We start from the raw sequence: 19,154 nt of genomic DNA, 5'->3' as shown, positions 1-19,154 counted from the left end.
GAAAAGGTAGGGAGAAAAGATGAGTCAAGGAATTGAAACGAGAATCAATCAATGTAATCAAAAATTACGAATTATATTTGAAGAACAAAATGAAAACCGAATCGCGCTGCAAAATCAAGAACGAGCTGAGGCTAGTTTTCATGAATGGAAAAATAGAAGTAATCGTTTATTTAACCGAATACTAGAAACTTGGTATGGTGACAAAGAAGCATTTCACTTTTTTACGAATATGCGGCAAGAGATCGGGCAGTATGAAAGAAAACTTACATTCGAATTAGAAAACGAAAAAGAGACGTTGCTTAAAGAAAAACGGCATCTCAGTGAGAAAGAAAACAACCTTTCCTATGAACAGCAGCAACTACAAAGGGAGGCCAATACATGAGTTTAAACATGTATTTGGGAGAAGTACAAAGTCAAACTCAAAGTATGAACGCTATATGTAATGCTACGATTCAAAGTATGGAACAAGCCATTCAATCTATTGATGCCTTTGCGATAGACACAGTATTACAAGGACAAACATACAGTAGTGCAAAAGCCTACCTTGTCCAAACATTTCGGCCATTAGCGCAAGGAATCATATGCTTATGTGAAGAATTAATTCGCCAAAATGAAGCATTTCCAAATGAGTTCCAAGCGAAAGTTGCTTCGACAGATGTGATTGAACAAGAAATAAGAGAACAAATAAGGGGAATTAATCAATCGATTACAAGTATAGAAGCAATAGAAGTACTTACACCAATGCCCGGAGTAGGTGCAATTGTAACGGTATTAGGTGCAATGAGAAAAAAACTGGAAGAAAAACTAGAGCATTTATATGAATTCAATCATTCATCCAGCAACAACTACAGCACCGCTCTCCAATTAGCAGCTAGCATCACAGCCGGACTCGCTGAAGTGCAAAGTGGGAAAGGATTTAGTCCTGTGAGTGGTACGTTTAGTACACAAGGGTTGAATATGGATTGGGTGAGTTCGATTCAGGGGATTATAGAAGAAACAGCTCGAAAAAATGATCAGTCAATTAAAGATATAGAAACAAATAACATAATTGAGAAGAAATCTCCGGTTAGAAATGCTTGGGACGATGCGGCAGACGGTATAGTTAGCACGTTTGAAACAGCGAAAAAGATGTGGGAAGCTATTCAAAGAGGATCGGGGAAAGCTGTTGGTGATGAAATCGAGTCCGCAATAGCTTTAAGTAATATGGACATAGGAACTTTTATTAATGTAGCCTATGCACTTTTCCATTTGGATGAAACTGCAAAAAATATGTGGCATGCATTTTCAAATAAAATAAAACGAGATATGATAGAGGGAGATGCAGAGAGTCGTACAGAATTGACTACCTATGGATTAACACAAATAGCTACCACAATATTAGGCGATAGGGGACTAAATAAAGTAGGCCATATCACAAAAGGAGCAAAAGCATCAAGTGGATTAAGTACATTTGCTAATGCAGTAAAACTAGCAAAAGAATTGAAGCCTACGCTTGAAATGTTACAATCATTTAAGAAAGAGGCTTCCTATGCATTCTCTAGTGTTGGTGGAACTGTTGTAACCAAAATACCTCAAGGTGAATTGATAGAAGCTTATTATAAGTTTGCGAAGTCTAAAGATGGTGGTAAGGGTAAACCTAGCAGTAACAAAAATACAAATGTAGACAATTTTGATGCAAAAACAGCTACAAATAAGCAAAAAGGTAATTATGGTGAAATAAAATCTAGTGACAATTTATTGAATAATCAAAGTTTAAAAGAAGCTGGATTTGATTTAAAGCCAGTCGGAAAAAGTACACCATCAGGCATAAATGATAAAATAGTAAAAGGGATTGATGGATTATACGAAAATGCAAATGCAGAATCAAAGATCAAATATGTTATTGATGAAGCTAAGTTTGGTAGTTCACAATTGGGGAAAACTAAAGATGGACGACAAATGTCAGATGGTTGGTTGAATGGTGCGAAGACCCGAAAAAGTAGAATATTGAAGGCCGTTGATGGAGATGCAAAATTAGCATCAAAGATTACGAAAGCATTACAAGATCAGGAAGTTGAGAGAGTGTTATCAAAGGTTGATAGTAGTGGAAATGTGAAAACATTTAGAATAGATGCAAAGGGAGACATAATTGGAGAATGGCCATAATTTAAGGCACTAGGAGGAATTGAATAGTATGAGAGATCCTTTATGTATAGAAGAAAAATGTAGAGAAGGAATAGAATATAATAAAGAGTTTATTGAGGAAAATAGAGAGGAGATTAAAAGTTTTGAAGAAGATGAAAGGAATGGTATTCAAAGAAAGGCTAAAGATAATAAAAGTCTTATAGAAGGAAGGTATCTATTAAATTTTAATTATGAGTTAGAGGATATTATTGCAAAATATTCCCTAGGAGAAGCTATCCATACAATAGAAGGAGATTTTGACAACGCTCTTATTGATTTGAGGCATATAGGGGAAAATGAAGTTGGATATTTAAATCTAATTTGGATGATATCTCTAGGGATTTTATTAGAGACGGAGAAAAAGAATCTTGTAAGTTTAGCTAAGCTAGTTGAGAAAGAAAATATGAACGATGCAGCAATCGATTTCCTCTTATGCGCTAGTGATATCGGATACACAAAAATGACGAACAGATATTATAAAGAAAATCCATATGCAAAAACGAGAGAGATTATAGAACTTGCACAAACAGATAAAAAAGAAGCATCTAAAAGATTACAAACGTACATGGAGAAAGAATGGTTTAAAGGCCATTATGATTATGAATGGAAAAATGCGCATAAAGAACCTGGATATGTAGGGTATTGGAGCTTTGAGACAGCTGCAATAGTAAAGATACTCGAACTTGATGATACAAGTTTAAAAGATAATAATCATTATCCATATGATTTGGGACATTATAAAAATGAAATGAAATTTAAGCATATAGACCTAAGTGAATATCACTATGAAGATGAGACAGAAGAAATCGAGGATATAGTAGAAGGAATTGAACATAATCCTGCATTGGAAAACATTATTCCGCCAAAATGGCATTCATTGGTCAATGAATTGATCCATGACTATGATAATATGGACGATAGTAGTTTTTATGAAAAATACAAAAAAACGATAGGAATAGGTCAAGTGTGGTTCTTACCACAAGAGTATGAAGAAGAAAATGAGCAAAAAAATCTATTAGGAAGTTTAATTGTGTTTGCCCTGACGGTAAGAGATTATATATTACAATTGGATTATAAAGAGGATTTCGAAGACTACATTGATAATCTTAAAAATTTCTGGAATGGATCAGAAACAAAGTTAGTTCAATTTATTTTAGAGAATGATCAAGACTATTATGCATGGGTACCGAAAGAAGTAAATATCCCAAATATGTATGAAGTGAAGATAGAGAGTGTTGATGTAGAGGAAGTTCTATAATGAACAAATCGAAATATACGCATCATGAGTAACGTTAAAAAACTAATTTATACGTAATTTAATGAATGAAGAATTTAAAAATAGTGGTAGTTTGGAGAATCCAACTACCACTATTTTTGTATTTACGAATGGTTCTGTAAAGTAAGTAGCATGTTTAATGAATTCAATCAATCATCCAGCAACAACTACAGCACCGCCCTCCAATTAGCCGCTAGCATCACAGTCGGACTCGCTGAAGTGCAAAGCGGGAAAGGATTTAGTCCTGTGAGTGGGACGTTTCATAGTGAAAAGTTAAATATGGAATGGGCAAAGCAAATTCAAATAATTATAGAAGAGAAAATACGGAAATCTGATAATGGTATTGGAAAAAGTGTAGACTTAGAGCACAATGTGTATAACGACATTGAAGGAATAAGCAGCGAAAATCAATCTATCAATAATAGATTTACAAAAGAAGAGATACAAGCGACACAAAAATACCTTGAAGGAATTAAAAATGGTACAATAAAAGGGAATATAGGTGAGGATTTCCAAGTTGAAACCGATGATTATGAAATGGAGCATAACATTTTTGGCCAGCCAGTCGGTGGTAGAAGGCCAGTACTCAATCCTTTTTTAATCGGTGTGGCGAAGTTTGGATTCGATTTTCTCTTTGGTGATCTTTTCACACTCTTTGACCCAGAAGCTACCTATGGTGAAAAACTCCTAGCAGTTGGGATGATGACTCCATATGGGAAAGGTGTAAAAATAGTTGATAAACTTCATGATTTAAAAAAGGTTGGAGATGTGAAGAAAGCAACGTCTGGGAGTGCGGGGGTTGCTAAGGGTACGGGTAAAGCTAATAACTTTAAATTTGGAGATAATGCTAAAAATCATTTAAAAAATGTTGAGAATATAAGCACTAAGAAAGGGGTTAGTGGTGGACATAACATGGATGAATTTTACAATGCTTTAAAAAATCAGGGTGTTGATGTAGAAGAATTAATTATATCTAAAAAATCACATTCTTCAATTGAAGGGATTTATGAGATAGAATACAAAATACCTAGAAAAGATATGGCTGGAAATATTGCAGAACCCGTTTCGTATAAAAATATTAAGGAGCCTAAAACAATATACGATCCAGCAATGATTAGTGATGATAAGATATATCAGTGGGGAAAAGAAGCGATGCAAAAGGGAACAATAAATGGTAGGCTTGTTGAAGGTACTGCTTCAAATGGATTGAAGTTCAGAGGTTATTTAAATGATGCTGGGGAGATAACTAACTTTTTCCCAATTCTAGACTGATATTATCAAGATACAATATTTATAGGAGGATAAAATGAATAGTAATTTTGAATTTATTGAAGATAAAGAGAAAAATGATGAATTGATGTCAATATATTTTAACTTTATAAACGGTAAGTACTTGGAAAGAGCTTTGAGTTTTTTTGTAAAAAAAGAGGGGTTTGGACAAGAAATAGTATTTGTTCATTTTCAGTCTGATTTAGATGAATTTGATATGTCACAGCTACCTACACCTTTAGATGATAAGCATGTGTTAGTTGAATTAGATTCTCCAGCTGTGGAGTCTGAACAACAAGTGTATTTGGACTTTGAAACTTTTTATAATTATTTGGAAGAACATGTGAAAAAAGAAGTGGAAAAAAATCCAGAAAGAAATAGAGTAATGGATTTATTAGTACAAGTTAAGCGTAGCTTAAATTTGTAATATCTTATAGCCGTTTTACTAGATTCGAAGGGCAGAAAAAGAACGCGTTTTTATTAGGATTTTATTATATTTCAATAAGGAAGATTGTCTGATATTGAATAAGTAAAGAGGAAGTTATAGATGAAGAACACTCAGCAAAAGAGACCTCATATTTGAGGTCTCTTTTGCTGAGTGTATTGAAAAAATACCTAATTAAAAATTAGCGTGAGATAACAACTATAAGGGTACGGGTGAATTCAGTAATGGAGCTAGTCTGGCCAATAAGGTTGTAGCATTAAACATTCAAATGTAGGTGACTTTACAACACATCCTAAAACAGGAGATATTTCAAAAATGAAGGGTGGAGGACATGGACAAAGTAATATTGAATTTTTGGAAAAAAATAATGTAGATTATAATATAAATAAAGTATACGAAAACGGTGTTAGGGTAGGTAATGTACCTGGACACAAGGTGAAAGCAAAAAGAACAGGTTCCAATCAATCATGGTTTCCAGAAAGCTGGACAGAGTCTGATATTACAGCAGCAGGTGCTGAGATTGCTGAATTGCCCGGATTTGCGAATACAGAAAATGGTGTGGCTATTTTTGGAGAGTATAATGGGGTTAGGGTTGGAGTTATAAAAACAAATGGAGAGATAGGGACTATTTTTCCAGATGCGACTAAACAACCGTAGATAGAGTTTGGAGGATTAATATGGATATAGCAAATAAAATGGAAGTTATATTAAATGAAAGAAAAAAATTAAATTTGAATGATGACTATGGGATACAAAAAAGTTGGAATGAAATAATAGAAGTTCTCTCAGAAAATGAGGAAAATACTATAAGATATTTAGAGAACTGTAGTAAAGAAGAGTTATATTGGATAAGTGAAGTTTTGGAAGATATAGTAGAAATTATACAAAGTAAAGAACTAATTAATTGCTTAAGAAAATTAGATGGAAAATTTCCAGAATTAGAAATGACAAATGATATTGATATTGCAGAAAGTTATATAGAAAATCCTTAAATTAAAGGAATAGTTGGTGTGCTTAAGCATAGAACCATGGGATATAATGATACTTTCTTGAAATTCATAGATCATGATGGTTGTACCATCGTGGAGTACTGTGTGCAATGAGAGAATAGAAAAAGAATTACGAGCTTAGGCGAGATGACATTTTACTGTACGACGAATATTAAAGACTTGGAATGGGCAAAAATTTACAAATTTATGCTACTTAAAAACATATGAACTTAAAGCACTTGGTTGTCTATTTGAGACAATAAGTGCTTTTTTAATTGAAAGGTAAGCTATAAATTTATCGAAATTATTTTTATGAATTAAAGCTAACAGAATATGCACATAGGCTTCAATTGCAGGTATATAGTTTGTTTTTCAATGTCAAAAAACATTAAAAAAAACAGGGCAATATTATTAAATAGTCGGGTCCATTGTAGAAATGTTTGAAGGTATCTCGCTCATAGGCGGATCTAATTTCTTAACTATCGTGGCAGAAGTAGGAACTGGCGGGTTAGCGTCACCAATTGTTATCCCATTAGATATAGCAGCAACAGCTGCTGGGGCTAGTCTTTTTGCACATGGTGGATTTGTATGGGATAAATCGATTCAAAATACTAAGGGTACTATTCAAAAAATTCAGTCTTCTGGTGGGGGGTAAGGGTGCGAGTAATCGAATACCTTCTTATGGAAAAGATTCTGTACCTAAAGGTCCATACCGTGAAGTAAATGGTTATCCAATAAAAGTGAAAGCAGGAGCTCAAGAAAAGCATATTCCTGATACACCGAACTATAAACAAGAATTAGCAAATGGAAAAAATAAGAGCATTTTCTATGGTGATAATAAAATAGCGCAAGAATTGCTTGATAAGTTTGCCGGAAAAGGAACCACTGTTACCAAAAATAAAGAAAGAGTGGACTTTGGTAAACCAATAGGTGAATACTATGACACTGTGACCGGACAATATATAGAGACTAATAGAGGAATGATACATTATGGAAAAGATGGTGCCCATATAGTACCAGCAAAACCATCAGAATAAAATTAAGAAAGAGGATGTCTATGGAAGCAGATTCTTTATTTAAAACATTAACAGAGCATGAAGGTGTAGAAATCATATTAGAGTGGAACAGTGGGTTGAGAATTATAGGCAAAACAGACACATTTTATGAGACAGACAATGGATTAGATGATGATGACTCCGCATACGCAGAATATTATGCAACAGCATTTCAAGTAAATCATATTTTATCTCAACCTTCTACTAACGAAGGTATTGTATATAATTGGTTGATACAAGAAAAAAGTTCATTGGTTGAAATTTCTCTCTATGATGATCCGCCAAGTGCAGTGTTTTTAACTGACGGAAAAAGAGTATGGGAAAGTGGAATATGTAAATAATAGGTGGTATATAAACTGAGACCTTGATTGGCATATATGCTTTTCAAGGTTTTTCTATGTTTTTAACACCTGTAAAGGGTGTTCATCAGTGGCACGAAATTGGTTGCAAGAATAAGAGGCAGATGAGAGTATGAGTGTACTTAGGATATCTAATAGAAATCAATGTCGATTCTTTAAAGAAACAATGAGACGAACTCAAGAGATTATAGAAGTACAAGCTGGCAAACCAAGATGAAACAATTTACTTTGCAAGAACAACAATTGAACTTACAAGAGCAGGAAGACAATATTGCTGCAGCTAGAGAGGTTGGGATAGCGAAAAATGTGTTGCAACAAGAAGGGCTTTATTTACAAAGATCTAGTGGTTGTGATAAAGGTGATTCGGGTTGGTATATAGGTCCTATTAATGAAGAAGTATCAGGAGAATTAGAGACCATATACGCCTACGAATTATTAAAAATGAAACCTGCAATTATTCAAGTACTAGCTTTACCGTATAATTATTTAGTAGTTTTTGAAAAAGACGAAATTAAATCGATTTTAAATGAAAGTGATATTGATATTTGGAGTGAAATAGAAAGATAGTGAATGTATATAAGGTGTTAAATACCCAATATGAAAATTACGTGAGTTAAGCACCTTATTGTCAATATACGACAATAGGTGCTTTTTTGCGTGCAATGAAGAAAAAATAAAAGATTCATTTTCACTCTATTTCATCTTCGAATTACATGTTATAATTTGGAAAAATATATTCTTAATTTTTAGATAATTTAAAGGTGGTAGATACTATATGAGTACATTAAAGAAGATTACTAATAATATTTCGAAAGTTATTATAGGAAAAGATGAATCGATTGAACTGGCAGCTATAGCTCTTATAGCAAGGGGGCATATTTTATTAGAAGATGTACCTGGGACAGGAAAAACAACGTTAGCGAAAAGCTTGGCTAAAAGTGTGGACGCTAAATTTCAAAGAATACAATTTACAGCGGATACTTTGCCTGGAGATGTTATTGGTCTTGAATATTTTGATGTGAAGGAATCGGATTTTAAAACGAGGTTAGGTCCTATTTTTGCAAATATCGTATTAGTGGATGAAATTAATCGAGCTGTACCGAGAACACAATCTTCGTTACTTGAGGTTATGGAAGAGCGTACTGTTACAATTGCGAAACAGACACATTCATTACCAGAACCTTTTTTAGTTATAGCAACGCAAAATCCACTCGAATCAGCCGGCACATTTCCGTTACCAGATGCTCAGTTAGACCGGTTTTTACTCACAATACGCCAAGGTTATCCTACGAGAGAAGCTGAAAAGGAAATAATGAATCGGTTTCAAATGAATGATCCATTAGAAACGTTACATTCTATTATTTCAAGTGAAGAAATTATTACGATGCAAAAGCGTGCAAGAGAAGTGTTAGTAGGGAATGATGTGCAAGATTATCTCCTTGAAATTATTGAAGCAACTCGTAACCATGAGTTAATTGAAATTGGTGTAAGCCCTCGGGGAACGTTGGCATTTATGAGAGCAATTCAAGCACGGGCAATATTAAATGAAAGAGATTACTGTACGCCAGATGATATTAAGACGCTCGCTGCATCCGTTTGTGCTCATCGTTTAACGTTAACGATTGAGGGAGAGATGAAAACGACGAAAGAACAAATTATGAAAGAAATTCTTCATACGATTAGTGTGCCAGTAGAGAATGTACAATGAATCAACAGCTTGTGTATACACCTTTAGCGGAGCCTTTCGTAATGGGGGTTATGTCAGTTGTAGCCGTTATTTTAAGTGTATTTTCAAGTAATCTACTGTTTTTATCTCTCGTATTTTTATATGTAATTTTAATAGGTGCTATGCATGTATATATACGTAAAGTATCTCGTGTTGAATGGGAATACAGTCAAGGGAATTCGAACGTTTTTATAGGTGAAACGAATATGTGCAAAATGAAAATTTCAAACAAGTCGATATTTCCTATTCTTAATATCGTATTTCGATTTAAATGTGAAAATAAGCTAACTTGGAATCATGATGAAATAAACAAAAATCATAGTACAGGTTCAAATTATTATATGAATTTTAATTTAAAAGGAAGGGAGTCAGTTTCATTTGATTTGCAAGCTGTAGCGTTAAAAAGAGGCATCGCGAAATGGGAAGAAGTTGAAATTGTTATTACTGATCTCTTTGGATTTATAACGAACCATATAACATATAAACAAGTTGATACGCCCTCTTATTTAGTCTTACCAGCTGTTCCGAAAATACAAGTTCCTGAATTACAAGAATGGTCACGAGGATTTCGAAAAGCGATGTCTTCACCCTTATATGATGAAACGAAAGTAATGGGAGTAAAGTCTTATGAAAATGAAGATTTTCGTTCCATCCACTGGAGTGCAACAGCGAAAACAGGGACGATAACTGCGAAAAAGTATGAGCGAACACAATGTGATAAATACGCGATTTATCTCAACTTGCAAAATAAAAGTGGTGTTTCTTTGCGAAATGATATAGAGGAACTAATTGAATTAACAGCAGGTATATGCAAACAACTTCTTATGCAAAACTGTTCGTTTGAAGTATGGATCAATAGTGTGAAAGATAATGGTTTGCTACATATAAAAAATGGAGATAACCGGAAACATTTGCAAAATGTATTAAAGGTACTTGCCTCAATATCGGATCAAGATACACCTATAACTTCTTCTTATTTTTACACAGCTGGATTTCGGCGAAAGGAATTAGATGCGGTTCCTTTAATTCTTGGTACTTCCCCAAGGAAATACAGTAGAACGAATAAATGGGTCGTAATTAAAGAATAAGAAGGGGTTTATGTCATGGCTAATAAAGAGAGACATGTGAAAGTAAAGTTGTGGAGTGTTAGAGTATTAATACTACTTTTCTTTACGGTTAGTGCGATAACGTTATCACAAGGTGTTGTGCATGTACAAGACATAGTAAATGGGCTTTTTTCTAGTAAGACGGAGACAATATCGGAAAGAAATTATGATTTTACTAGTGTAGACGCACAGTTTGATGAACCTGAAAGAATTATAGATGAAGAAATAGGAGTTGTAGATACAAGAACAAAAATATATAGGGAAATTCCACTTTTTGTACGAAAAAATTCATGGACTGATGTGTTTTCTGTTCTTTCAAATGCATGGATTAGTGTCGTTTTTTATGTAATTATTGCATTAGTTATTCTATATGCTTTTTATAAATTAATGAGGAAAAAGGTAACAAAATTAGAAATAGAACAGGATAAACAATCGATAACAAAGGAAAATACGGATAGAACCGAAAAGAACAAGAAAGTGAAGCATCAGTTTGAACAGCCGTTACCTAAAGATACGATAAGGAAAACGTTAGTTGAATGGGAAAGAACATTACCATTTCACGAACAAAGAAGGTCTTATGAAACGATGCAACAATGGTTAACGAGAATTTGTAGAACGAGAGATATTATTTCGATATATGAGTCTGTTCGTTATGGTGAAAAGACGTATACGGATTTAGATGTAGAGAAGACTGTACGATGGATAGAGCGAGACGGTAAAGGGTGACATTAATATAAGTAAATAAAATTACCATATAATTAATTTTATTTACTTATATTTAATTATATGGTAATGTATACTTACTTTTTTATATCAATACTAATGGAAATGGGTTGTCTTAATAGAGTATTGCTCGTTACATTTTTTGTGGAGTTATCTTCACTACATCAATATAGAATGAAAAAGAGATAAAACAATTACTAGTAGCATGTAAATAAGAAATTATTATTTATTTTTAAATTTTTGTAAGGGTGTGAAAACAGAATGAAACCGGTATTGAAAAACATACTCCTTTCCTTTATTTTTTCTGCAGCAGGGATGTGTTGGTTTCTGTTTATGGTAGTTAGAGGAGGCGGAGATTGGTTATTGTCTTGGATAGGTGTATTAATGGCAGTTTTATCTTTATACACGATAATAGATTTATATTGTAAGTATACATACGATAAAAAAACGAGTAAATTGTTTATCAAAGCAACAATTACTACCTTTAGTTTTGCAGTATTGGGAATCACCTTTGGTATTGTACACGAGCTATTACAGCCATGGAGTCTCAGTTTAATGGTTTGGTATTGGTTGTTAGTGTTACTTTTGTTTGTAACGACCATAATATTGTTAGTTTTTGTATTATTTGTTAATCGTAAAAATTATAATATTCCTGGAAGATATAGAATACTTATACTGTTTAATCTATTTCTTACGTTAGTACCAGTACTGTGGCCACTACTTCTTACTATTATAGGAAATGGTATGAACGCTAGTGCAGGATGGTAAAAGTTAATAGAGTGCTTAAAAGAACGTGTTTATAAATGAAAACACGTTCTTTTTTTATTTCCATACATAATTTTTTCTCATCTGGTCGCCAAATTTTGAAAGTAAGTATTTCGTAAGGAATGGATAAGAAAAAAGAGAGATTTATCATATAGGATGAAAGTATAGCTTGAATCAATCCGATATTAATGGAGGAGAGAAAGCCTTATGAAAAAATGTAATTCAATTAAGTTAGCAAGTTTTGCAGTTTTATTAGCGGGTACTGCTCTATTCACACCTGGTTTTACTGTGACTGCAGAGTCAACTCAAAATATTTCTAGTTCGTCACAAATACATGATCAAAAGAATCGTAATGGCTGGAAACAAGTAATGCAGGAAACAGTACAGCTTGGTGCTGTAGGAATATTAGCTAAGGCGTCTAATAACGGAAAAACTAGTAGTTTTACTGCTGGCGTGGCGGACTTAAGTACAAAGAAACCGGTGAATTCGGATTATCGCTTTCGGATTGGTAGTGTGACGAAGTCGTTTACTGCCACGACTATTCTTCAATTAGTAGGAGAAAATCGCTTACAACTTGACGATCCAATTGAAAAGTGGCTACCGGGTCTCGTGCAAGGAAGTGGGTATGATGGTAATCAAATTACGATACGACAACTTTTGAATCATACGAGTGGTATCGCTGAATACTTAAAGTCAAAAGACGCGGACATAATGAATTCGAAAAAAACGTATACAGCAGAAGAAATAGTGAAAATAGGCCTTTCGCTGCCTCCAGATTTCTCACCGGGTAAAGACTGGTTGTATTCAAACACAGGATACGTAATACTAGGAATGCTTATTGAAAAAATAACTGGAAATAGTTATGCGGAAGAAATCGAAAAGCGAATTATTGAACCTTTGGACCTATCAAATACGTTTTTACCAGGAAATTCACCCGTCATCCCAGGAAAGAATCATGCTCGTGGATATGTGAAAATGGAAGGAACAGGCGAGTTGAAAGATATTACTTATTATAATCCGAGTTTAGCTAATGCAGCTGGAGATATGATTTCTAATGCGGATGATTTAAATAAGTTCTTTTCATCTTTACTCGGTGGTAAGTTACTGAAGGAACGCGAGCTAAAAGAAATGCTTACTACAGTTCCTATAGAAGGAAAAGGGGTTGGTGACGCATACGGTCTTGGAATCTATGAGACTAAACTTCCAAACGGTGTTTCAGTTTGGGGGCATGGAGGAGGAATTCCTGGATTTACAACTTTTGCTGGGGGAGTAATTGGAGGCAAACATACATTGGCTATCAGTGTTAACTCTATAGGTGGGATCGATATTGTTCCGCAGTTTAATAAAATGATGCAAATTGAATTTAAGAAATAGATGAAAAGAAAGCGAATAGCATTCTGTTGTAAAGGACAGTATTAGCATTCCTAGTATGACATCAAGTGTAATTCAACAATAAAAAGGATGTCAGTTACACGACATCCTTTTTTATTGTTGAGCAAAGAGGTGTGTTTTTGATTCTGAAAATTGTTATTTTTACAATCATTCCATATAATGAAGGGGATAGGGGTTATACAGGGGAGTTATGAATGGATAATACTTTAGTTTGTTAATTATTTTTATTTTAATAAATAATAGTAACTAGATGTGGAGTGAAATTCATTGGGAGAAAATCAGTTTAGATGGAGTAACAAGCAATTAAGAGAACATGTTGAAGTAATAGACGGCACAAGAAGTCCACACATTTTATTGAAAAATGCAACTTATTTAAATTCCTATATACGCGAGTGGATGCAAGCACATATTTGGATCTATGATGATCGCATTATTTATGTAGGAGAAAAACTACCAGTGCAACTACAAGGATGCGAAGTCATTGATTGTGAAGGAAAGTATGTCGTACCCGGTTACATAGAACCGCATGCACATCCGTATCAATTATATAATCCAGAAACGTTAGCGAATTATGCGATGCAATTTGGGACGACTACTTTTATTAATGATAATTTAACTTTATTTTTCACATTACAACGTGAAGAAGCATTTTGTTTATTAGATGAATTTGAAAAGATTCCAGCAAGTATGTATTGGTGGTGTCGTTTTGATGGACAGACTGAATTGCAAAACGGGGAATCTTTATTTAATCGTGAAGAAATAATAGAGTGGCTAAAGCATAAAGCAGTTCTTCAAGGCGGTGAGCTAACAGCGTGGCCAAAGTTATTACATGGCGATGATGAAATGTTACATTGGGTGCAGGAAACGAAACGATTACATGAAAAAGTAGAAGGACATTTTCCAGGAGCATCTGAAACGACTTTAGCAAAGTTAAAACTGTTAGGTACAGATTGTGATCATGAGGCGATGACAGGACAGGAAGCTTTTGCTCGTCTTATGCAAGGTTACACGGTTTCCCTAAGAAATTCTTCAATCCGTCCAGATTTAGAAGTGTTACTGAAAGAATTGCTGGAATTAGGAGTAAAGCAGTTTGATAGATTTATTCTTACGACAGACGGTTCACATCCTTCGTTCTATGAAAATGGAATGACAAATGTAATGATAGCTACCGCGATAAAACAAGGAGTGCCAATAATAGATGCTTATCATATGGCAAGCTATAATATCGCTCGTTATTACAATATGGAACATCTACATGGTTCAATTGCGACAGGTAGAATTGCTAATATTAATATTTTGGAAAGTAAAGAAAACCCGGTTCCAATAAGTGTAATTGCAAAGGGGAAATGGGTGAAGCGTGACGGTGTAAATACACATGAGGCATTACATATAGACTGGAGTAAACATAAAGTAACTCCATTATCACTAGATTGGTCAATAGAAAAAGAGGATATGATTTTCTCTAATAAAACGGGGATACACTTATTAAATAACGTTATTACAAAACCATACACTAGTGAAATCAATATAGACTGTGATGAATTGTCCACAGATCATGATGAATGTTTCCTTATGATGATTGCTCGTGATGGCGGTTGGCAAGTGAATACAGCTGTGAAAGGTTTTGCAAAAGAACTAGGTGGGCTTGCTAGCTCTTATTCTGGTACAGGTGACATCATTCTTATAGGAAAAAGAAAAGAAGATATGCTTACAGCTTTTCGTAGAGTAAAAGAGCTCGGTGGTGGAATGGTCATAGCAGAAAACAATGAAGTGTTACACGAAATAGCATTACCATTACTCGGGATTATGTCTAATTTAAAAATGAGAGAATTAATACAGGAAGAGAAACAGATGGTGAAATTACTACAAGAGCGTGGCTACGCGTATGATGATCCAGCATTTACAATTTTATTCTTTTCTGCGACGCACTTGCCTTTTGTACGAGTAACACCTATAGGATTATATGATGTGAAAAGTAGTAAAGTAGTTGCCTCGCCCGTGAATTTGATAAAGCAATATTAAAAGGAAAGATCCTATAAAAATTTTATTTTATAGGATCTTTCCTATTATTAGCATAAGAATATTGTAAGCCTCAAATGATATAGTATCTAAATCATTTGAGGTGATATGTAAATATGAAAAAAATATTTTACATTTTAAGCGTATTTATTCTGTGTGTATCGATACAACACGTTGTACATTCCCAATCAGATGCACCAGAGTTATCTTCGGATTGTCTCGAAGAAAGAAAAGTTAGAGATGAAAAGTATGTGAAGAATATAATACAGGACATTAAATCCACATTTAATTTAAATATTGATGAACATAGTTTTTGGGAAGTAAGTAAAAGAGATCTGGAGGCTGCTCATTTGATGTATGGTGGAAAGGAAAATGATTCTTATTATACTTCGCTAACTAAAATTTATGATAGTGGTGGATTTAGCGAACAGCCCAGCCTATTTGTGAGGGCGCAAGAAGCATTTTTACTTTATAAAGAAAAAGATAATATCAATGTAATGAAACGCCTAAAACTAGACGTTGAAAAAGGGGAATGGCTCGTTATAAAAACGAAAAAGAAGAAAGGGAAAAAAGTGAAATTCAAGCCGTTGCAATGTGAAAAAGATTATATGAAAAAGGAAAATGAGTATCATAATATAAAATGAAATAACGAAAATCTTACAGGAGAATCTATCTTTAATAATTTATAAACGAGACAATAAATTTTATTAGTAATTTTTCTATAAAAAACGTTATTTTAAACATTAAAATGACGTTTTTTATATGCTTAAATCTTTTGCAACGCACTCTCAATCTTTGCAGCTAAATCAGCAGACACTTTATGAAAATACCCTAAAACGACCTTTCTGATATCATCGGATATAACTTTTAAATCACTAGCTAAGTTTTCAGCGAGATGTTCTTTTTCTATCGGCTGTAACTTCGTATAAAATTCACCAGCCTGCGTAAAGTCATCCTGTTTCGTTATAGAAGTTCTTTCAAGTTTACCTTCAACGTACCTTCCTTCACCGGTTGTAATTTGATTAGCAGGTGTCCAATCTTGCTGCTGGTTAATCGTTAATTTGCGAAATTCTGGACCAATTCTTCTTCTTTGTGAATCACTGTAAATGTTAGCGCGCCCTTGCAGCATTTTATCATCTGATAGTTCTGCACCATCCAGTAAATTAGAAGGAGAGAATGCGACTTTTTCTACTTGTTCCATAAAATTTTCAGGATTTTTATTTAATACCATTTTCCCGACTGGTATGAGAGGATACGTCTGTTCATCCCATACTTTTGTGTCATCTAAAGGATCATAAGATAGGTGCGCTTCATCTTTCGGATCCATGAGCTGGACGTATAAACCATACTCCACTGGTTTACCATTTTTAATAGCATCATATAAATCTTTCCCGCTATAATCAGGATTTTCAGCAGCTAATTTAATTGCTTCTTTACTAGTAATGTACTGTACACCTTCAAATGGGTACCAATGATACTTTACATACTTTCGATTACCTTCCGCATTTCTCCATACATATGTATTAACACTATGTCCTGGAATGTGGCGAAGACTTTTGGCCGTACCATTATTAGAGTATAAACGGACAACAAAATGAATCGATTCAGGTGCTTTAGCGACAAAACTCCAAAATCTATTCGGGTCTATTAAGTTATTTTTAGGTGAAGGCAATAATGCTTGAATCGTTTCAGGGAAACGCATTGGATCACGAACAGAAAAAACAGGAATGTGATTACATAAAAGGTCAAAAATTCCTTCTTTTGAATAAAATTTTGTAGAAAAACCGCGTACATTTCTAGCAGTATCCGGTGTTCCTTTCGTACTAACAGCTAACGAAAATCGAACCATAACAGGAACTTTCTCATTAGAATTTTGTAAAAAACTTAATTTAGTATGTTCAGACATCGAATATATCGTTTGAAAATAACCGAACGCACCAAATCCTTTTACATGAACAGGCCTTTCTAAAATTTTTTCATGAATAAATTGTTGTAATGACTCATGCAGTACACTATCTTGTTCTAGTACGGGGCCACGTAAACCAACTGTTTGAGAGTGGAATTTAGCTGGTTCAGTAAGTTCTCGATGTTTATTAAAGTCTTCATCTAATAAATCTTTTTTATATTTATCATGTTTTTCATTCATCGATATAGCCTCCAAATTTTTTCGTCGATTGTTACTAAATATGATTTTATAGTCCCAATTATGTATGACATGCAAAGTTCAAAGCAGTAACATACCGCTAGATGAAAAAAACACATATGTAGTGGACCTGTTGAAATAGAAGAAATTATGGAAAAATGAATATCGGGAAGAGAAAGCACACGTTTTAATAAAAATGTGGAAGAAAACCACTATTAAAATTTCAATCTTAAAACTTAATTTATAAACGATTATATAGAGAATGAACGTTAAAAAAGGAAAAATAACTAGGAGGAATTTAACATGTCGGATTGGTTTCAATTAGATAAAGAATATATGGTGTCTACATATTGTCGTACAGAGGTTGCAATGGAAAGAGGAGAAGGATGTAATCTATATGATGTAGATGGTAAAGAGTATTTAGATTTATTTTCTGGCGTAGGAGTAAATGTATTAGGATACAATCATCCTAAAATTGTACAAACGACAATGGAGCAAGTTGCGAAATCGTTGCATTTACCGTTTCATTTCTTAAACCCAGTTGCAATTGAGTATGCAAAGAAATTAGTAGCGTGTACTTTAAAAAGCGGAAAAGTCTTTTTTACAAACTCTGGTACGGAAGCGACAGAAACGACATTAAAATTAATTGATAAATATAGAACTATTGCGAATGAAGAACGTGATGGAGTAGTTGTGTTAAAAGATAGTTTTCACGGGAGGACGTTAGGGGCACTACATTTTACGAGACAAGAAAAGGTATATCAAAATTTCCCTAAAACATCTATTCCTGTATATGAAGTAGAGCGCGAAAATATAGACCAATTAGAAGAGACCATTATTAAAGAGAACCCAATTGCGATTATGCTAGAGCCTGTTTTAGGAAGTGGGGGGATTTATCCTTTATCAAGTGAATATTTACATGGTATTCAATATTTATGTGAAAAATATAATGTACTTCTTGTCGTTGATGAAGTTCAAAGTGGTATGGGTAGAACGGGAAAACTATTTGCTTATCAAAATTTTAATATTACACCGGACATTATTCAAATTGGTAAAGGTGCAGGAGGCGGGATACCGCTAGGAGGAATTATTGTAGGTGAAAAGCTATGTGATGTATTTGCACCTGGAGATCATGGAACAACATTTGCTCATTCATCAATGGGAACGGCTTTAGGGTTAACGGTATTAAACACATTGATTGAAGATGGTTTAATGCACGAAGCGTATGAAACGTCACTATATTTAAATGATAAATTACAAGAAATTCAGAAAGAAAATTCTTATTATATTCAGGAAGTACGTCATGCTGGCATGATGTTTGGAATTAGTCTGAATGATACGTATGAAAATGTGAAGAAATTACAGATTGAGCTAATGAATAAAGGAATGTTAGTCGATGTAACACAAGGGAATATTATTCGATTACTTCCGCCGTATATTATTACGAAAGAGGAAATTGACGCATTTATTAATCAGTTTATTATTTGTTTAGATAAAGTTGCTGCTGTAGTAAGTGCTTAAAAATTAAAGCTATATTTTATATAAAGTGCACTCTAATTGTTAGAAATAGTTTTACAATTGGGGTGCATTTTTTATAGTAGAATTTTGTGAAATACAGTCGTTATGAAATGAGAATGAAAAAATAAAAGGAACTTTATTAGATTTGATACATTATTTATTGATATTTGGTTGGTGAGGAAAAGAGAAAGTAAATGTGTAAAGAT

Annotated in this window: 18 protein-coding genes and 1 pseudogene; 18 read left to right on the top strand and 1 reads right to left on the bottom strand. The window is 33.8% G+C overall.

Features of this window, described 5'->3' with window-relative positions:
• The first annotated feature begins 19 nt into the window (after window positions 1–19).
• The 17 genes and pseudogenes from AXW78_RS14650 to AXW78_RS14565 all read left to right on the top strand — a co-directional run bounded on the left by AXW78_RS14650 (window position 20) and on the right by AXW78_RS14565 (window position 15,931).
• Window positions 20–382: a DUF3958 family protein gene (locus tag AXW78_RS14650; RefSeq protein WP_000077521.1), complete on the top strand. Its 363-nt coding sequence runs from the start codon at window positions 20–22 to the stop codon at window positions 380–382.
• Complete coding sequence (locus tag AXW78_RS14645; RefSeq protein WP_061884318.1) at window positions 379–2,145, top strand: T7SS effector LXG polymorphic toxin; 1,767 nt, start codon at window positions 379–381, stop codon at window positions 2,143–2,145. The genes AXW78_RS14650 and AXW78_RS14645 overlap by 4 nt, the downstream gene beginning before the upstream one ends.
• Before the next feature lie 28 nt (window positions 2,146–2,173).
• Complete coding sequence (locus AXW78_RS14640) at window positions 2,174–3,421, top strand: PoNi-like cognate immunity protein (protein WP_061884317.1); 1,248 nt, start codon at window positions 2,174–2,176, stop codon at window positions 3,419–3,421.
• Between the two features lie 786 nt (window positions 3,422–4,207).
• Window positions 4,208–4,711, top strand: a complete 504-nt coding sequence (locus AXW78_RS35520) for a CdiA family toxin C-terminal domain-containing protein (protein WP_061884852.1) — start codon at window positions 4,208–4,210, stop codon at window positions 4,709–4,711.
• Between the two features lie 34 nt (window positions 4,712–4,745).
• Window positions 4,746–5,135, top strand: coding sequence for a ribonuclease toxin immunity protein CdiI (locus AXW78_RS14625; RefSeq protein ID WP_061884316.1), 390 nt, complete (start codon window positions 4,746–4,748; stop codon window positions 5,133–5,135).
• Window positions 5,136–5,468: 333 nt separating this feature from the next.
• Entirely contained in the window at window positions 5,469–5,810 is a 342-nt protein-coding gene (locus AXW78_RS32400) for an EndoU domain-containing protein (protein ID WP_219728581.1), read from the top strand.
• A 20-nt stretch (window positions 5,811–5,830) separates the two neighbouring features.
• Entirely contained in the window at window positions 5,831–6,145 is a 315-nt protein-coding gene (locus AXW78_RS14615; RefSeq protein WP_000350220.1) for a hypothetical protein, read from the top strand.
• 412 nt (window positions 6,146–6,557) lie between these two features.
• Window positions 6,558–7,179: pseudogene (locus AXW78_RS33890) on the top strand (polymorphic toxin type 50 domain-containing protein); the annotation flags it as partial.
• A gap of 20 nt (window positions 7,180–7,199) precedes the next feature.
• The gene (locus AXW78_RS14605; RefSeq protein WP_061884315.1) at window positions 7,200–7,538 is read left to right on the top strand and encodes a hypothetical protein; all 339 of its coding nucleotides are present in this window, start codon (window positions 7,200–7,202) and stop codon (window positions 7,536–7,538) included.
• Window positions 7,539–7,769: 231 nt separating this feature from the next.
• Complete coding sequence (locus tag AXW78_RS14600; protein ID WP_000808870.1) at window positions 7,770–8,123, top strand: immunity protein Imm33 domain-containing protein; 354 nt, start codon at window positions 7,770–7,772, stop codon at window positions 8,121–8,123.
• 208 nt (window positions 8,124–8,331) lie between these two features.
• Entirely contained in the window at window positions 8,332–9,264 is a 933-nt protein-coding gene (locus tag AXW78_RS14595) for an AAA family ATPase (protein WP_061884314.1), read from the top strand.
• Window positions 9,261–10,370 carry a DUF58 domain-containing protein gene (locus AXW78_RS14590; RefSeq protein ID WP_001075944.1) on the top strand — a complete coding sequence of 370 codons (1,110 nt, stop codon included), beginning with the start codon at window positions 9,261–9,263 and terminating at the stop codon, window positions 10,368–10,370. The genes AXW78_RS14595 and AXW78_RS14590 overlap by 4 nt, the downstream gene beginning before the upstream one ends.
• A 15-nt stretch (window positions 10,371–10,385) precedes the next feature.
• Entirely contained in the window at window positions 10,386–11,114 is a 729-nt protein-coding gene (locus AXW78_RS33885; protein WP_061884313.1) for a hypothetical protein, read from the top strand.
• Window positions 11,115–11,372: 258 nt separating this feature from the next.
• Window positions 11,373–11,879 (top strand): DUF3902 family protein, encoded by a 507-nt coding sequence (locus AXW78_RS14580; protein ID WP_061884312.1) that lies wholly within the window; start codon window positions 11,373–11,375, stop codon window positions 11,877–11,879.
• Between the two features lie 204 nt (window positions 11,880–12,083).
• Window positions 12,084–13,250, top strand: coding sequence for a serine hydrolase domain-containing protein (locus AXW78_RS14575; protein ID WP_061884311.1), 1,167 nt, complete (start codon window positions 12,084–12,086; stop codon window positions 13,248–13,250).
• 285 nt (window positions 13,251–13,535) lie between these two features.
• Window positions 13,536–15,290: an adenine deaminase C-terminal domain-containing protein gene (locus AXW78_RS14570; RefSeq protein ID WP_061884310.1), complete on the top strand. Its 1,755-nt coding sequence runs from the start codon at window positions 13,536–13,538 to the stop codon at window positions 15,288–15,290.
• A gap of 113 nt (window positions 15,291–15,403) precedes the next feature.
• Complete coding sequence (locus AXW78_RS14565; protein ID WP_061884309.1) at window positions 15,404–15,931, top strand: hypothetical protein; 528 nt, start codon at window positions 15,404–15,406, stop codon at window positions 15,929–15,931.
• A gap of 122 nt (window positions 15,932–16,053) precedes the next feature.
• Here AXW78_RS14565 and AXW78_RS14560 read toward each other — a convergent pair whose 3' ends face one another.
• Window positions 16,054–17,433 carry a catalase gene (locus AXW78_RS14560; RefSeq protein ID WP_061884308.1) on the bottom strand — a complete coding sequence of 460 codons (1,380 nt, stop codon included), beginning with the start codon at window positions 17,431–17,433 and terminating at the stop codon, window positions 16,054–16,056.
• A 300-nt stretch (window positions 17,434–17,733) separates the two neighbouring features.
• On the opposite strand from AXW78_RS14560, the gene AXW78_RS14555 reads away from it, so the two are divergent.
• The gene (locus AXW78_RS14555; protein WP_001286510.1) at window positions 17,734–18,951 is read left to right on the top strand and encodes an aspartate aminotransferase family protein; all 1,218 of its coding nucleotides are present in this window, start codon (window positions 17,734–17,736) and stop codon (window positions 18,949–18,951) included.
• The last annotated feature ends 203 nt before the right edge of the window (window positions 18,952–19,154 follow it).

This window comes from Bacillus thuringiensis (assembly GCF_001595725.1).
GTDB lineage: Bacteria > Bacillota > Bacilli > Bacillales > Bacillaceae_G > Bacillus_A > Bacillus_A thuringiensis_K.
This window is presented reverse-complemented; position numbering and strand designations above follow the sequence as displayed.

Excerpts from the sequence above, each read along its gene's own strand:
- AXW78_RS14650 (WP_000077521.1), top strand. The coding sequence starts at position 20 with ATGAGTCAAGGAATTGAAACGAGAATCAATCAATGTAATCAAAAATTA.
- AXW78_RS14645 (WP_061884318.1), top strand. The coding sequence starts at position 379 with ATGAGTTTAAACATGTATTTGGGAGAAGTACAAAGTCAAACTCAAAGT.
- AXW78_RS14640 (WP_061884317.1), top strand. The coding sequence starts at position 2,174 with ATGAGAGATCCTTTATGTATAGAAGAAAAATGTAGAGAAGGAATAGAA.
- AXW78_RS14625 (WP_061884316.1), top strand. The coding sequence starts at position 4,746 with ATGAATAGTAATTTTGAATTTATTGAAGATAAAGAGAAAAATGATGAA.
- AXW78_RS32400 (WP_219728581.1), top strand. The coding sequence starts at position 5,469 with ATGAAGGGTGGAGGACATGGACAAAGTAATATTGAATTTTTGGAAAAA.
- AXW78_RS14615 (WP_000350220.1), top strand. The coding sequence starts at position 5,831 with ATGGATATAGCAAATAAAATGGAAGTTATATTAAATGAAAGAAAAAAA.
- AXW78_RS14605 (WP_061884315.1), top strand. The coding sequence starts at position 7,200 with ATGGAAGCAGATTCTTTATTTAAAACATTAACAGAGCATGAAGGTGTA.
- AXW78_RS14600 (WP_000808870.1), top strand. The coding sequence starts at position 7,770 with ATGAAACAATTTACTTTGCAAGAACAACAATTGAACTTACAAGAGCAG.
- AXW78_RS14595 (WP_061884314.1), top strand. The coding sequence starts at position 8,332 with ATGAGTACATTAAAGAAGATTACTAATAATATTTCGAAAGTTATTATA.
- AXW78_RS14590 (WP_001075944.1), top strand. The coding sequence starts at position 9,261 with ATGAATCAACAGCTTGTGTATACACCTTTAGCGGAGCCTTTCGTAATG.
- AXW78_RS33885 (WP_061884313.1), top strand. The coding sequence starts at position 10,386 with ATGGCTAATAAAGAGAGACATGTGAAAGTAAAGTTGTGGAGTGTTAGA.
- AXW78_RS14580 (WP_061884312.1), top strand. The coding sequence starts at position 11,373 with ATGAAACCGGTATTGAAAAACATACTCCTTTCCTTTATTTTTTCTGCA.
- AXW78_RS14575 (WP_061884311.1), top strand. The coding sequence starts at position 12,084 with ATGAAAAAATGTAATTCAATTAAGTTAGCAAGTTTTGCAGTTTTATTA.
- AXW78_RS14565 (WP_061884309.1), top strand. The coding sequence starts at position 15,404 with ATGAAAAAAATATTTTACATTTTAAGCGTATTTATTCTGTGTGTATCG.
- AXW78_RS14560 (WP_061884308.1), bottom strand. The coding sequence starts at position 17,433 with ATGAATGAAAAACATGATAAATATAAAAAAGATTTATTAGATGAAGAC.
- AXW78_RS14555 (WP_001286510.1), top strand. The coding sequence starts at position 17,734 with ATGTCGGATTGGTTTCAATTAGATAAAGAATATATGGTGTCTACATAT.